13 protein-coding genes and 4 tRNA genes are annotated in these 15553 nt (G+C 40.2%); 7 read left to right on the forward strand and 10 right to left on the reverse strand.

Annotation, left to right across the window (positions count from 1 at the left end):
• Positions 1-381: 381 nt before the first annotated feature.
• The 8 genes from KSO91_RS12265 to KSO91_RS12300 form a co-directional block, all read right to left on the reverse strand.
• A tRNA-Leu gene (locus tag KSO91_RS12265) sits at positions 382-467 on the reverse strand.
• A gap of 15 nt (positions 468-482) precedes the next feature.
• Positions 483-556 (reverse strand) — tRNA-Cys (locus tag KSO91_RS12270).
• Between the two features lie 13 nt (positions 557-569).
• Positions 570-645, reverse strand: a tRNA-Gly gene (locus KSO91_RS12275).
• 261 nt (positions 646-906) lie between these two features.
• Positions 907-1455 (reverse strand): CDP-diacylglycerol--glycerol-3-phosphate 3-phosphatidyltransferase, encoded by a 549-nt coding sequence (pgsA, locus tag KSO91_RS12280; protein WP_238743288.1) that lies wholly within the window; start codon positions 1453-1455, stop codon positions 907-909.
• Positions 1456-1541: 86 nt separating this feature from the next.
• Complete coding sequence (gene uvrC, locus KSO91_RS12285) at positions 1542-3374, reverse strand: excinuclease ABC subunit UvrC (RefSeq protein ID WP_238743289.1); 1833 nt, start codon at positions 3372-3374, stop codon at positions 1542-1544.
• A gap of 45 nt (positions 3375-3419) precedes the next feature.
• Positions 3420-4064, reverse strand: a complete 645-nt coding sequence (uvrY, locus tag KSO91_RS12290; protein WP_238743290.1) for a UvrY/SirA/GacA family response regulator transcription factor — start codon at positions 4062-4064, stop codon at positions 3420-3422.
• Between the two features lie 463 nt (positions 4065-4527).
• Positions 4528-4617, reverse strand: a tRNA-Ser gene (locus tag KSO91_RS12295).
• 128 nt (positions 4618-4745) lie between these two features.
• Positions 4746-5396 carry a hypothetical protein gene (locus KSO91_RS12300; RefSeq protein ID WP_238743291.1) on the reverse strand — a complete coding sequence of 217 codons (651 nt, stop codon included), beginning with the start codon at positions 5394-5396 and terminating at the stop codon, positions 4746-4748.
• A gap of 307 nt (positions 5397-5703) precedes the next feature.
• On the opposite strand from KSO91_RS12300, the gene leuS reads away from it, so the two are divergent.
• The 4 genes from leuS (at position 5704) to nadD (ending at position 10581) form a co-directional block, all read left to right on the forward strand.
• The gene (gene leuS, locus KSO91_RS12305) at positions 5704-8283 is read left to right on the forward strand and encodes a leucine--tRNA ligase (protein WP_238743292.1); all 2580 of its coding nucleotides are present in this window, start codon (positions 5704-5706) and stop codon (positions 8281-8283) included.
• A gap of 80 nt (positions 8284-8363) precedes the next feature.
• Positions 8364-8915, forward strand: a complete 552-nt coding sequence (locus KSO91_RS12310) for an LPS-assembly lipoprotein LptE (RefSeq protein WP_238743293.1) — start codon at positions 8364-8366, stop codon at positions 8913-8915.
• Between the two features lie 3 nt (positions 8916-8918).
• Positions 8919-9908: a DNA polymerase III subunit delta gene (gene holA / locus KSO91_RS12315; RefSeq protein ID WP_238743294.1), complete on the forward strand. Its 990-nt coding sequence runs from the start codon at positions 8919-8921 to the stop codon at positions 9906-9908.
• 22 nt (positions 9909-9930) lie between these two features.
• Positions 9931-10581, forward strand: coding sequence for a nicotinate-nucleotide adenylyltransferase (gene nadD, locus KSO91_RS12320; RefSeq protein WP_238743295.1), 651 nt, complete (start codon positions 9931-9933; stop codon positions 10579-10581).
• 152 nt (positions 10582-10733) lie between these two features.
• Here nadD and KSO91_RS12325 read toward each other — a convergent pair whose 3' ends face one another.
• Positions 10734-11432, reverse strand: coding sequence for a flagellar brake domain-containing protein (locus KSO91_RS12325; protein WP_238743296.1), 699 nt, complete (start codon positions 11430-11432; stop codon positions 10734-10736).
• A gap of 593 nt (positions 11433-12025) precedes the next feature.
• On the opposite strand from KSO91_RS12325, the gene zntR reads away from it, so the two are divergent.
• The 3 genes from zntR to KSO91_RS12340 all read left to right on the forward strand — a co-directional run bounded on the left by zntR (position 12026) and on the right by KSO91_RS12340 (position 14342).
• On the forward strand, positions 12026-12460 hold the full coding sequence (gene zntR, locus KSO91_RS12330; RefSeq protein ID WP_238743297.1) for a Zn(2+)-responsive transcriptional regulator: 435 nt from the start codon (positions 12026-12028) through the stop codon (positions 12458-12460).
• 22 nt (positions 12461-12482) lie between these two features.
• Positions 12483-13649 carry an SO_0444 family Cu/Zn efflux transporter gene (locus tag KSO91_RS12335; RefSeq protein ID WP_238743298.1) on the forward strand — a complete coding sequence of 389 codons (1167 nt, stop codon included), beginning with the start codon at positions 12483-12485 and terminating at the stop codon, positions 13647-13649.
• Between the two features lie 69 nt (positions 13650-13718).
• Entirely contained in the window at positions 13719-14342 is a 624-nt protein-coding gene (locus KSO91_RS12340; protein WP_238743299.1) for a thiol:disulfide interchange protein DsbA/DsbL, read from the forward strand.
• Between the two features lie 79 nt (positions 14343-14421).
• On the opposite strand, the gene KSO91_RS12345 is transcribed toward KSO91_RS12340, so the two are convergent.
• Positions 14422-15264, reverse strand: a complete 843-nt coding sequence (locus tag KSO91_RS12345) for a tetratricopeptide repeat protein (RefSeq protein WP_238743300.1) — start codon at positions 15262-15264, stop codon at positions 14422-14424.
• Positions 15265-15553: the final 289 nt, after the last annotated feature.

The following is a 15553-nucleotide window of genomic DNA, read 5'->3' on the forward strand; positions in this document are numbered from 1 at the left end:
ATAATTAGTTAGAATGTAAAGATCTATTTATTACAAGTACAAATATTTGCATTTGAACTATTGCTGTTCATATTTTTATTGATTTAATCTAAGGGCCGTATAAGCAATACAGTTTAAAAATTATAAACCAAATCATTATTAATAAACAGCTGAAAGGATTCAGTTTCTCAATCAATTTGGGGAGAAAATAATGACAAATTAGCTTGAAAAGCTGGCGAGGTTGTCTATTTAGAGCAACATCACTAATTAGGTGATCTATTCAAATCGGTGAAGCAAGGAATTTATATACCCATCTGACTTTAAGGTGCAAAATCAGCAAGCCAAATTGTGCTTAGATGCGAGACATAAAAAAACCAGCTAAAAGCTGGTTAATTTATATATTGGTGCCCGGAGCGAGACTTGAACTCGCACACCCATAAGGCGAGGGATTTTAAATCCCTTGTGTCTACCGATTCCACCATCCGGGCAAAACTTTTAAAAATTGGAGGCGGAACCCGGAGTCGAACCGAGATGGATGGATTTGCAATCCACTGCATGGCCATTCTGCCATTCCGCCAAAAACGTTTAATTGGAGCGGTACACGAGACTCGAACTCGTGACCCCGACCTTGGCAAGGTCGTGCTCTACCAACTGAGCTAGTACCGCATCACATTAATTACGGGTTGATAATCACGAGTAAACTCGCAACGCCAGTCAATTCTTGTCAACATTATTGTCAATGAACTGCCTAATACCACATAATATTTTAAACTATCATCGCAAGAGTTTTAGTAAACTATTTCCCTTTCGATGGGTGCGCATTTTAAGGGTTTTCTGAGCTGAGTCAACACTCTTTAATCTTTTTTTTAGCACACCTGCTCTGTTAGCTGTTTTTTTAAACGACACGTTTACTTATCCAACATAAACTTATGATTTTTCATTCAACGCTGGCCAAGCCGCTTTTAAATACACGAGCATTGACCAAAGCGTTAATCCCGTTGCGATATATAAAAAAGTAAAACCAACCCATTCCATGGCAGGCGAATACTGCCAGATTAATAATAAAAGGGAGAGCATTTGTGCAGCTGTTTTAATTTTACCAACCCATGAGACGGCAACACTCGCTCTTTGTCCTAATTCGGCCATCCATTCACGCAAGGCTGAAATAATAATTTCACGGCAAATCATTACCATTGCCGGAATAGTAATCCAAATAGTGTCGTAATGTTCGACAATCATAACTAAGGAAACAGCAACCATAATTTTATCGGCAACAGGGTCTAAAAAAGCACCAAAAGCAGTTTGCTGATTAAGCTTACGCGCTAGATAGCCATCTAATATATCAGTTATGCCCGCAAGAAAAAAAACAAAAGCAGCTACCGGCGCTGACCAAGTGACGGGCAAATAATATAAAAGCACAAAAATGGGAATTAAAAAAATTCGAAAACCAGTTAAAATATTGGGAATGTTTAGCATTAAAATATCCTTTATGTAATCTACCTATTTTTGCATTTTATTGTTTCATAATGCAAACAGTTAACTAGGTTCGCGATTAAATATATTTACGAATGTAATGCTTCATAGATATTTTCGGCTAACGAGACGCTAATGCCAGGCGTTTTTGCCAACTCATCCACAGTTGCAGATTTTAGCCCCTGTAAACCACCAAAATGATTTAATAAAAGCTGACGACGTTTAGCGCCAACTCCAGCAATACCTTCTAGGGTACTGGTACGTCTTTTTTTATCACGTTGCTGACGATGCCCCATAATGGCAAATCGATGTGATTCATCACGTATTTGCTGAATCAAATGTAATGCAGGGGAATCTGCCGACATTTCCAGTATTTCATGGCTACCAGCAAGTATCAGTGTTTCTAAGCCTGCTTTTCGTGTCACCCCCTTGGCAATACCTATCAGCAACGGATACTTGCCGATAAAGTTACGCTCTAAAGAACTAACAATATTTTCTGCCTGACTAAGTTGCCCTATGCCACCGTCAATAAAGATAACATCTGGTATATTTTCAGGAGCTTGCGGATCTTTAAAACGGCGTGCTAATACTTGCCCCATAGCGGCATAATCATCACCGGGAGTGATGCCACTGATGTTAAAGCGTCGATAAGCGGATTTATTGGCTCCATCACGATTAAACACCACACAAGATGCAACTGTTTTCTCCCCCATCATATGCGATATATCATAACATTCCATACGATTAATCGGCTCGGTTAATTCTAATTTTTCTTCAAGTAGTTGATAGCGTTGCAATACATTTTTCTGTTGACTGAGGTGGGTTTGTAAAGCGATTTTAGCATTGGTTTGAGCCAATTTAATAAATTTACTTCGTTCACCACGCATCTCAATTTTTAAAACCGTCTTATAGCCGCAATATTCACTAAATAGTTCAGTAAAAACCAGGCGCTCAGAAAAGTCATCACTGAGTAATATTTCTTTGGGAACCGCTCTACCATTTTGGCCAGACAAGTAGAACTGACTTAAAAAGGAACTGATCACTTCATCTTTGCTGGCATTTTTAGGCACTTTTGGAAAATAATTACGACTACCTAGAATTCGTCCTTGGCGCACAAATAACAGATGAATACTGGCAATACCCTGCGCATAAACAATACCGATCACATCTAGTTGCTCAATATCACCGCTAACCCACTGCTGCTCTTGCACTTTTTTAAGCAATTGAATTTGATCTCGTCTTATTGCTGCTTTTTCAAATTCAAGTTGCAGGCTTGCTTGCTCCATCTCATTAACTAGCAGATTAATAACATGCTGACTTTTACCCCGCAAAAATTCAGTGGCTAACTCAACTTGATGCTGATACTCCTTTTCTGGCATTGCATTAACACAAGGCGCTAAACAACGCTTTAATTGATGCTGCAGACAGGGCCGCGAGCGATTACTGTAATAACTATCTTCACATTGGCGAATGGGAAATAATTTTTGCATCAAATGTAAGCTTTCACGTACCGCCCCACCACTCGGATAGGGCCCAAAATAGGTGCCTTTACGTTTTCTATTTTGCGCACGGACAAGCGTCAACTGAGGATGTTTATGTTCACTTAAAAACAGGTAGGGGTAGGATTTATCATCGCGCAGCAACACATTGTACTTAGGTTTATATTGCTTAATGAAGTTATGTTCTAAAATCAGTGCTTCCGTTTCGGTATGCGTCACTGTGACTTCAATATTAGCTATATGTGAGACTAAGGCCAATGTTTTAGGATGTTTTTGAGTAAGATTAAAATAACTATTGAGGCGTTTTTTTAAATTTTTCGCTTTCCCAACATATATTACTTTTTGCTGATCATTAAGCATACGGTAAACACCCGGTTCACTGGTGACCGTTTTTAAAAAGGCTTGTGCTAAAAATGAACTCATATAAAAAACCGGTCCACAGGTGACGTCTTGCAGATTACTAAAAGATTACAAAGTATCAGCATCAAGCATGCCATAACGGATAGCTAAGTGGGTCAATTCGACATCCCCATTCACACCTAATTTTTCAAACAGGCGGTAGCGATAACTATTAATTGTTTTAGAGCCTAAGCTAAGCTGCTCGGCAATATCAACAACACGTTGTCCTCTGGTTATCATCATCATAATCTGTAACTCTCTTTCAGAAAGCACACTAAAAGGATCATCCGCTATGGGTGATATTTGTGCTAATGCCATCTTTTGAGCTATTTCAGGTGATAGGTAGCGTTGTCCCGCATGGACAGAACGAATTGCATTCAATACTTCATCGGGGGCAGCCCCCTTACTTAAATAACCAGCGGCACCTGCCTGCATCACTTTTGATGGAAAAGGATTCTCAGTATGCACGGTTAACATAATGATTTTTGCATTTTCATTAAAACGCAAAATACGTTGCATCGCATCTACCCCTCCTATGCCGGGCATATTAATATCCATCAACACAACATCGGGATCATTACTGCGGCACCATTTTACTGCTTTTTCGCCACTTTCAGCCTCCCCAATAACTTTCATACCTCGAACATCATCAATGATACGGCGGATCCCTGTACGAACTAATTCATGGTCATCAACCAACAGGATATTTATCACAAAAACTTCTCCGTAGATACATAGCAACTTATACCAAATTTACTAATTAGATAATCTATTTAGGCGTGGTATAAATCAATAAAAGCAAGGCATTGATTGCAGTAACGAGTTGTTCTAATTACAAAATCAATAACAAAGCTAGCATTTATTTTAACAAGTATAAATGAATAGATAATGAGTATATTTGCTATTATACATTAAATTAAAATGGCAGCAGTTTACAAGCGGCAGATAGTAACTACAAAATAACGCATCACATAATCAAAAAACACTACTCTTTGCGTTACTTAACAATAATGTAAATTAGTCAATGGTAAAACTCAATGTGAAATCATGCATAATGTTAACAATAAGCGGGTTTAAAAACTGACAAAGGGAAAGGAATAGGTAATGAGAGAAGATAATTTCTATTTTTAGTAGTTAAAACGAAAAAAGGCTTCTCATCTGAGAAGCCTTTTTAATATGGCGGAGGAGGAGAGATTTGAACTCTCGGACGGGGTAAACCGTCGCTGGTTTTCAAGACCAGTGCATTCAGCCGCTCTGCCACCCCTCCGGAACGAGGCGAATAATACCGATTAGTGATCCCCTTTGTAAAGCATATTTTACAACAAACAAACTGTTTGTTGATAAAACCAACAAACAGTTTAAATAACCACCAAAACAAAATAAACAAAAGAAATTCTATTTAGATTGATCCTTATGCGCTTCAGGGTATTGTTTGACATGACACTCAAATAGATATTCATATAATGAGTTTAACGTCGCTTCATTGGCCGTTTTCGGAAATGTATACGCCACAGTCTTTTTATCTATCCGACAGATCTGTAATCCTGAAACAGCCAGTTTTTGATGATTGGGAAGCTGCAGGAAAACATCGTTAAACACGGTTGGGAATTCTGCGTCTGTATGTTCCTCAATTAAGAATGACACCCCTGAAGCGGAAAGATCTTCAATTTGAAAATAAGATTCATTTCCCGCTTCGTTGATATGAGCTAAATAAATGTTTTTATTATTGACGAGAAAACGCCAAGCACGAGGATGAATACCAATTTCAAAAATTTCAGGGGGGGTTAACACCATTTTCAAATGTTTAAAATCATCCGGCTCTATTTGCACTGGAAAGACAAGCTGATGATTGCCATCGTTAGCGACAAGTTGCAGCCCACCTACGCAACTCATCTGCGTAAGTACTGACTCGCCGACTGCAGAGCCGGTGATATTATAAACTAATTTATTAGAATCAATGAGTTCATCGTGATCGCACGAAAGCAGCTCCGACAAAAAAGCCAGTTCATCTGCATTCAACAACACAGGGGGATCTTTTGGCGCCATTCAAACCTCCCAATAAATTCAAGCCAAGGGTCTAATATTCAAACGCTCAACTTGAAATTATTATACGCTTGTCTGTACTTACTACCTGCTAAACAAGTGATTAATTTGATTTCAATTTTTTTTGAAGAAAATTAACATTAGACCAAATAAAGCATAAACGATACCTTTTTAGCACTTAATCCTACTTTTTAGTTAAATTATCAGGAAAAAAGCGCCTTATTAATCGTATTTATTGTTGCCGAGCCGTTGCTCCTGTATTCTAATGCCTAATTTATTATTTCATTTATTATTGCTAGGCAGACTGAATATGCAAGAGTTATATAATCCCAAAGAGATTGAAAAGAAATTCCAAACTAATTGGGATGAAAACCAATCATTTAAAGCCACGGAAGACCCTTCTAAAGAGAAATATTACTGCCTATCAATGTTCCCCTACCCAAGTGGCAAATTGCATATGGGTCACGTACGTAATTACACTATTGGTGATGTGGTTTCTCGTTATCAGCGTATGCAGGGTAAAAACGTAATGCAACCAATGGGCTGGGATGCATTTGGCCTTCCAGCTGAAAATGCCGCGATTAAAAACAATACAGCACCGGCAGGCTGGACTTACGAAAATATCGCCTATATGAAAACGCAACTCAAACAATTGGGGTTTGGTTATGACTGGAGCCGTGAACTAGCGACTTGCCAGCCAGAATATTACCGTTGGGAGCAATGGTTCTTCACCAAACTACTTGAAAAAGATTTAGTTTACAAAAAAATGGCGACGGTTAACTGGGATCCCGTTGATCAAACCGTATTAGCCAATGAACAAGTTATTGATGGACGCGGCTGGCGCAGTGGCGCACTCGTCGAGCAAAAAGAGATCCCGCAGTGGTTTATTAAAATCACCGCCTATGCACAAGAGTTACTCGACGACTTAGATAAACTCGATGAATGGCCAGAACAAGTACGAACCATGCAACGTAACTGGATTGGCCGCTCGGAAGGGATCGAGATGGACTTTAAAGTAAGCAATAGCAATGAGTCTTTCTCAGTTTACACCACACGTCCAGATACCGTAATGGGTGTCACTTATGTCGCTGTTGCTGCGCAACACCCATTGGCACTTGCTGCAGCTAAAAACAATCCAGCACTGGCTGCCTTTTGTGATAAATGTAAAAATGTAAAATTAGCAGAAGCCGAGATTGCGACAATGGCTAAAGAAGGAGTGGATACAGGCCTTAAAGCAATTCATCCTATTACCGGTCTAGAAGTACCAATCTGGACAGCCAACTTTGTACTAATGGGCTATGGTTCAGGGGCGGTTATGTCTGTGCCTGCTCACGATCAACGTGATTATGAGTTTGCTAAAGAATATGGTTTAGAGATTAAAGCCGTAATTAAACCGATTGATGCCGACGTTGACGTTACGGCTGAAGCGTACACTGAAAAAGGTGTCTGTTTTGCCTCCGGCGAGTTTGATGGATTAGATTTTAGCGCAGCATTTGATGCGGTTGAAGCAACACTCGTCAACGAAAATAAAGGTAGGCGCCAAGTTAACTTCCGCTTACGTGATTGGGGTGTTTCCCGTCAGCGTTACTGGGGCTCTCCAATACCAGTACTGAATCTAGAAGATGGCTCAGTTGTCCCTGTCCCAGAAGATCAGTTACCTGTTATCCTGCCTGAAGATGTGCAGATGAACGGCATCGTTTCGCCAATAAAAGCCGACCCAGAATGGGCAAAAACCACTTATAATGGGCAACCGGCAACCCATGAAACCGATACTTTTGATACATTTATGGAGTCAAGCTGGTACTACGCACGTTACTGTTCACCACAATGTGATGACAAAATGCTAGATCCTGAAAAGGCTAACTATTGGCTACCGGTAGATCAGTATATCGGTGGTATTGAACACGCTATCCTACATCTGCTCTATTCTCGTTTTTTCCATAAATTATTACGTGATTTTGGTTTAGTTAACTGCGACGAGCCGTACAAAAAACTGCTGACTCAAGGGATGGTATTAGCAGACGCGTATTATTATGAAGATGATAAAGGCGGTAAAGTTTGGGTGTCACCAACAGATGTTGATACCGAAACAGATGAGAAAGGCAAAGTCATTGGCGCTAAAACAAAAGATGGGCAAACAGTTATTTATGACGGCATGAGTAAAATGTCTAAGTCTAAAAATAACGGTATTGACCCACAGGTGATGATCGACAAATACGGCGCCGATAGTGTGCGTTTATTTATGATGTTTGCAGCACCCGCTGAGCAAACACTAGAATGGTCTGACTCGGCACTTGAAGGATCACTGCGTTTCTTAAAACGTTTATGGAAAGTTGTATTTGACCATATCGCATTGGGATCTGTTAGCGACTTAGATCTTAAATCACACACCGAAGCACAAAAAACACTGCGTCGTGAATTGCATAAAACCATTGCTAAAGTGACAGATGATATTGGTCGCCGCCAAACATTTAATACCGCCATTGCGTCGGTAATGGAGTTGATGAACAAATTAAGTAAAGCAGCGACGGAGGCAGAGCAGGATCGCGCTATTTTACAAGAAGCGTTAGTGGCGGTGGTAAAACTCTTATCCCCTATCACCCCGCATATCTCAGCAGAGTTATTCGAGGCATTAGGCGAAGGCAATGAGATCATAAATGCACCTTGGCCGAGTATTGATAAGAACGCATTAGTTGAAGATTCAAAACTAATCATCGTGCAAGTTAACGGTAAATTACGCACAAAACTAACGGTTCCGGCCGATGCTCAGCAAGATGCGGTACAAGCTCTGGCATTGGATGATGAAAATGTACAAAAATTTACCGAGGACAAAACGATTCGCAAAATCATATTTGTACCGGGTAAACTATTGAACATTGTTGCTAACTAAATGTTTTTTAGTTAATAACATAGGGGGGGGAGCCCGCTCCCCCCCTAACCGTTCAAATCCGATAACTTGCAAGGATTATTATGCACTCTCTCTCGCTCAACGTTTTTTCCCTCAAAGTTAGCTTAACGTTATTATCGCTTTTATTACTTAGCAGTTGTGGCTTCCATTTAAAACACAATGATGGTCTTACTGAAAAATATCCACAGATTTTCTTACAAAGTAACGCGCCAAATAGCGAGTTAACACGCTTAGTAAAACTTCGCTTACGTGGTGCGGGCATCCGCATTGTGTCGTCACCCGCGGCTGATGTTGCAACACTTAGTATTGCTAGTGAACGTCGCTCTTCGCGCACTATCTCTCTTTATGTTAATGCACAGAATGCAGAGCAAGAGATCGCTTATAACTTAAGCTACAGCATCCAGCAGCCAGGTTATCAAGCGCAATCATTTTCCGTCAATTTATATCGTGATTTCCTTGAAAATCCAGCACAAGCATTGGCTAAATCACGAGAAGCCGAACTATTAACCAAAGAGCTGCGCGTGATTGCTGCCGATAATATCATCGCAACGATGCTCAGCTTGAAAAACAAGAAAAAGGACCTAATCGTTACCAATAAAAGCGGCGCACAATAAACAATGCGTATTTATCCAGAACAATTGCTACAACACCTCAAGCCACAGTTACCCAACTGCTGCCTTATTTTTGGTGATGAAGCGCTGCTTAGCTTAGAAGCACTTGAGCAGATTCAGCAAGTAGGTAAATCACAAGGTTATTTAGAAAAATTTAGCTTTAGCTTAGAGGGGAAATTTGCCAGTGATTTGATCTTTAGTGAATTTAATAGCCGTTCTCTTTTCTCTGAAAAAAAAATAATCGAGCTAACCTTTAGCAAAACTAGTAAAGAGAATACCGCTTTTATTCGTGAGATTACGCCATTATTAAACCCCGATATCCTGCTAGTTTTACAAGGGCCTAAACTTAATAGTCAGCAAATGGGTAGCGTTTGGTTTAAAACGCTGGAGCAACAAGGCATATTTGTAAGTACTAACTCCCCACCTGCTCATCGTTTCCCACAGTGGATTTTCCAACGCCTAAAGTCATTACAGTTACACGCAAGCAAAGAGGTTGTTGATTATCTCTGTGTTCATTTTGAAGGTAACCTATTAGCGGCTAAACAAGAGTTTGAAAAACTATCGCTACTGTACCCAAAACAGCACCTCACTTTGCAACTGGTAGAGCAAAGTATCACCACTTATAATCACTTCACTCTATTCCAATGGATTGATAGTTTATTAGCGGGTGATCCTACACGTGCAGCGCGCATTTTAGCGCAGCTAAAAGCGGAAGGTAGTGAACTACTTCTACTCAGTACAGCGCTCAGTAATGAGATACAAAAACTGCTCAAGCTTAGCTATCAAAGCCAGCATACGCCGATTGCACAGCTGCTTAGCCTGCAAAAAATCTGGCCAGCAAAACAAAAGCTGACAAGCGACCTACTGTTACGTTTAGACAGCAGCCAACTTGAGGGCCTCGTTATTGAATGCGCGGCATTAGAAATAGCGGTCAAAGTTGAAAACAGTGACAATAATTGGCTGAAGCTTGAGGCTGTCACGGCCTGTTTTTGCTAATATCGAAGGAGAAAAGCAGTAAATGCACAATAATGACCCGCAACCAGCAATCGGATTTTTAGGTGGTACCTTTGATCCCATCCATTTCGGACATTTACGACCTGCGCTGGAAATAGGTGAAGCATTATCTCTACAGCAGATTTTTCTAATGCCGAATCACATTGCACCGCACAAATCGAGTAGTCACTGTAGCGCCAAACAACGCTGTGAAATGGTCAAATTAGCGATACAACAGCAGCCTAAACTCGCACTTGATAATCGAGAATTAAATCGTGCCAAGCCTAGCTATACGCTAGATACGTTAAAAGAATTAAAAGTAAGTTACCCTAATAACCCGATCTGTTTTATTATGGGGATGGATTCACTAATCAGTTTTAATAGCTGGTTTCAATGGCAAGAAATATTAAAGTATTGCCATTTAGTTATCAGCCAGCGCCCGAGATGGCATGGCCAGTTTAATAGCGCAGTACAAACTGTTGTAGATGAGTGCAAAACGATCGACAAACAAGATTTACATAATTTACAATCGGGCAAGATCTATTTTCAAACCACCAGCCAACTTGATATTTCATCAACTGAAATTCGCAAGTTATTAAAACAAAACATCAGTATCGATTACTTAGTTCCCGAAGCAGTTAACGGCTATATTAAGCAGCATCAGTTATATAGATAAGCAAAATAAGAAGCCAGATCTATAAATAAACAAAATTGTGTTTTTCTTTATTGCTTTGTTATTCCCCGATTAGTTATAAAATGATACCTATCTAATAAGCTAAGTATAGATAAATGTTATAGCTATCGATAACAATCCACAAAACACAGCGTTTACTTCGCAGTAGTCACTTGATTAAATAGAGAGTGTAAAACAAGATGTTCGACAAATGATTTTGACTTTTCTGTCGTGCTAGCAATATTTAAACCATACTGAACCAACTGATTATGGCCACTTAATATTTTGCTATTTTTGACGATAACGGGGATCTTTTGGGCGCCCTCCTCATTTGCGAGGCTAACTTGTAAAATAAATTTTTTGTCTATCACTTGTCCTGATATCGGGCCGCCTATAAAAGCACCTCCATTAATAGAAATATCAGTCAAGACTCCCTTGCAACAAGCTTTTTTTGTTTCTTGGTCGAGTATCATCGCATCGATATAAGTAGGTAGGCGAGAATGTAAGCGCAACGCAACTCGTTGGATGCTTTTAGGATAATCCAAAACCAACCAGCGCCCCGCTATACTCATTAGTTTTTGTACCTGTGTTTGAAAAGCAATAATATACGCCTCTGGTTGTTCACTATTCACTAAGCGCACAATGAGCTTTTTCCCTTCGAGAATCGATTCTTTAGCTGACAACCACTCTTGATCACTGCCCATAGCCAAAATTATAGACATGTTGGGATCAACACCAATTAAACGTGTTTTTAAACGGATAGCCTGTACTGGCGTAATAATTTGCAAATAGACCTCTGTTTCACAGGCTATTTTATTTAAATGTGCATATTCATCTAATAATGGATTAGCCACTTAAAGATCCTCTTCAATTGAACGTTATACTTCAGGTTTTGATTATAACATCAGCAATGCGCTAAGCTGGGCTAACAGATCAACAATAAAAAAACATGATAGCAGCCTATTATTAGAGTCTTTAATCAAACATGCCCGCAATGCGAATAGTGGCACAGAAATAATAAAGCTAGCTGAATAATAACTTAAGTCGCTGAATAAATAGCTCGAAAATGAGAGATGACAACATAAAGATAATTTAACACGACAAAAGCATTACGACTTTCGAACACTTTAAAGCATTAAGCCACCTTCGGCTCGCGTATTATCTACTTTACTCAAAAAGCATCACCACTAAATACACAGAGGACACCAAGCAAGCTATAACAAGAAAAGGTGTGTATCGTAACCCTCTTCTTTCTTCGTGCCTTCGTGGTTAATTGCTTTGGAACTTGCCAACGACCAACAAACCCGCTTAACAGGGGTTATAATGCGTTTGCCGGAGTAATCTACTTTCCTTCTATAAAATATTTCTTGACCTTGGATTAGACTCAAAGGTTATACTCAGATTGCAGGACAACAGAAATACTCATCACCTGCTATAGGACAATAGTATGTATCGCATAGGAGAACTTGCTCAGCGTTATCAAGTTAAAACAGATACGTTACGCTTTTACGACAAACAGGGACTATTAACGCCTTTGTCTCGCAGCGCATCTGGTTACAGGATCTATACAGAAAGTGATGCGGATCGTTTGCGCTTTATATTAATAGCAAAAGAGACTGGTTTCTCCCTAAACGATATTGCGGAGCTACTTTCTATTGAGTTAGATAAAGCCAATTGGGCCTGTGCAGATGTAAAAGCAGTAGTCGATAGCAAGTTAGATAATCTCACCGCTAAAATTGCCCAGCTAAGTAATTTCAAAAATGCGCTACAGCGATTGTCCGATGCATGTTGTGGTGGCCCAGAGAGTGCCGCGCATTGCTCTATTTTGGAAAATCTAGAGTCTACTGAGGCTGCAATCCGATTTGAGAAGCGATCTCATTAAATAAAAAAGGTAAAAATCAACTATGCTGCTCACCAATTTCCTAAACCTATTCTTAGAATCCGCTCCTTGGCTGCTATTAGGATTGCTACTTGCTGGCATGTTAAAAGTGTTTGTACCTATGCAATGGATGCAAAAACAGCTTGGGGGGCATGGTTTTAAGGCCACGCTGAAAGCAGCATTACTGGGCGCCCCACTACCGTTATGTTCATGTGGCGTTATTCCGGCGGCAATCGCCTTGAGACGAGCTGGTGCATCTAAAGCAGCGACCACCTCTTTTCTTGTCTCGACACCTGAGACAGGGATTGATTCTGTTACTATTTCGTATGTCTTGCTGGGGCCTTTTATGGCGATAGTTAGACCAATAGCAGCAATTGTCAGTGCGATTGTAGCCGGTTTACTGGTTGGACAAGATGAGCAAGTAGCAAATAACAGTGTTAAATCATCAATGGATTTATCTGAAAAAGCGGCTCAAGCAACGGCTAAAAGCGGCTCTACAGGTAACAAGAAGAGCGCTACTTGTTGCGCAAAAGAGCGCAGTAATCAACATAGTCAGCCATCAAAAGATGGCTGCTGCCAAACCAATGACGATATTGCTAATACCCTAAAAGAACACTCAATTTTCAAACGCATGGTTAAAGGGTTACATTTTGCTGCAACTGATTTAGTCAAAGATATTACTGTTTGGCTACTTGTCGGTCTATTTTTTGCGGCATTGGTACAAACCTATATTCCCGCCGATTTTATGATTAAATGGGGTAGTGGCATCTTAGCGATGTTGGTTATTGTTATTATATCTATCCCTATGTATATCTGTGCAACTGCCTCCACGCCTATCGCAGCTGGTTTATTACTTGCCGGTGTTTCGCCTGGCGCGGTATTAGTGTTTATGCTAGCGGGCCCAGCAACCAATATTGCAACGCTCAGTGTGGTCGTAAAAGAGCTCGGGAAACGGGCGCTTTGGGGGTATCTCGGTGGCGTGCTGAGCGTTGCATTAATTTCGGGAATGGTCGTAAACTACCTCGTTGCAACCTTCGGTTTTATAGTGACACCACAGATTGGAGAACAATATGCGCTATTACCGACAGCTGTAATTTATAGCTCAGGTATCCTCTTAGCCCTTTTAATGGTAAAAGTATTATTTGCCATGTTGCCAATAAAATCGGCACATAAAGATTGTTGTTGTAAATAACTTTTTGTCCATGCTAGGTTGCTATAATAAAAATCGCTTCCCTTCTAAATAACTATTTGAGATATTTAAATGAAATTACACATTAAACCATTACTTATTGCCTTTTCTGGCGCATTATTTCTAATCGCCTGCAGTGAGCAGACTATTCCCCAAGAGGGCGAGCAATACGCGCAACTTGCCGAGCAACTTAATGACAAATCCCTTGCCCCTGTGAGCGAGGTCTTTTCATTAACCTGTGGTCACTGCCGTAATATGGAACACTTTTTGGAGCAAATAGGTGACCAAGCCGGATCCGCTATTGGTAAGATGCATATAACATTTAACAGCTCAGCGCATGATGCAGCCATGCTCTACTATGCCGCTGAAATGCAGCTTGGTGAAATGCCCAATAGCGCATTTATGGATCAGTTGTTTGCAGCAGTACAAATGGGCAAAGACAAGTCCGAGGCAGAAAAGCAGCAAGCGATTGAGCGTGCCTTTAGTGCACATAATCTACTTAGCCCAGCGCACTTGAGCGAACAGCAAACGGCTGATTTGGTCAATAAAGTGGCAAATATTGAACGCTTATCAACGCAATCAGGTATCAACGCAGTGCCCACTTTTATCGTTAACGGGCGTTATCAGATTATGGTTTCGGGCCATAAAGATCCCAAGCAGATAGGCAACACTATCCGCTATTTACTGAGTAAATAAGCACTGCGTTTTTAAGAGAGTGGTGGCCGCTAAAGACCATAACCTTAGCCCGAGATAGGTAAATTATCCCGCGTTGAGGTTAGGCATCATTCGCTAATAAAGATTCAAATGTTTCATTACCTCTTAAACTATCAAAATCCGCTTCATCAACGGCCAACTCACGTAATGATATTCGTCCAGCAATAGCTCGCGCTAAATCTTTCACTGCTTGATCTTCTGCACCTAAACACGCATATGCACAGGCTCGCTGATATAACGCGTTGATATTACCCTTATCCACCTCTAACACACTATTGCAGATACTGAGCGCCCAGTGAAATTCTTTCATTTCAATCGCAGCATCAGCTTTTGACGTGAGCGCTTCCAGATCCCCTGGGCGAATATTTAATATTTCATCATAAATTTCCATTTGCTCTTCTGGTGTTGAACTTTTTTGCGCACGCACCCATAGTGTATGTATGTCATTTATATTTTCAATTTCAATATGATTATCGGCAATGCGGCGAGTTTTACGGCGTAAATCTTTTTCTAACACTTCAAATTTGCTCTCATATTTCTTTGATATAAGTTGAATTTGTTGACTGGCCATTTTCTTTGTATTCTCACGGATTTCACGCAATGACTGCCACCCTACCATAGCAATTAATGATGCGACCGCTGCAATAATATAGAAAATGTAGGTCACTGTATTAGAGGCATAGCCTAATGATTTATCTGCCACCGATAATTCACGATCGGTAACCTCAATAATTAAGCGGCGTTCTAAATCTTGTTGATCCGTGCGCAGGGCTTTAAGTTCATCTAGAACGTAACGCTCTATTAAGGGTTTCTCATAGATGCTTTTGTCGGTTGTATTTTCTGAGGCGGCTAATAGGCTTGAAAGAGATAACATAATTAATAGCAGGGCCGATTTTTTTAACATTCTTTTTCCTTAACTTATTTTTTTAAAAGAGACTTAATTATGATACGAACCAGAATAAAAAAGGTATTCATTACTACGCCGCATGAAATGAGTAGAAACGTTCCATGTTGCTATAACAGACATTAAAAAGGCAGTAAGAAATGGAATGGGTACTTATCGGCTATAGGGTATCACCAATAGCGTCCAGAATAAAAGCAGAGCGATTATGCACAATCATTTTTCGCGGCTTCGATGGGTCGATTTTTTAGCTTAAATAAGCACCTTTGAAGATCAATTAAATGCCTACTTC

This window comes from Psychromonas antarctica, assembly GCF_022267535.1.
GTDB classification, from domain to species: Bacteria; Pseudomonadota; Gammaproteobacteria; order Enterobacterales; family Psychromonadaceae; genus Psychromonas; species Psychromonas antarctica.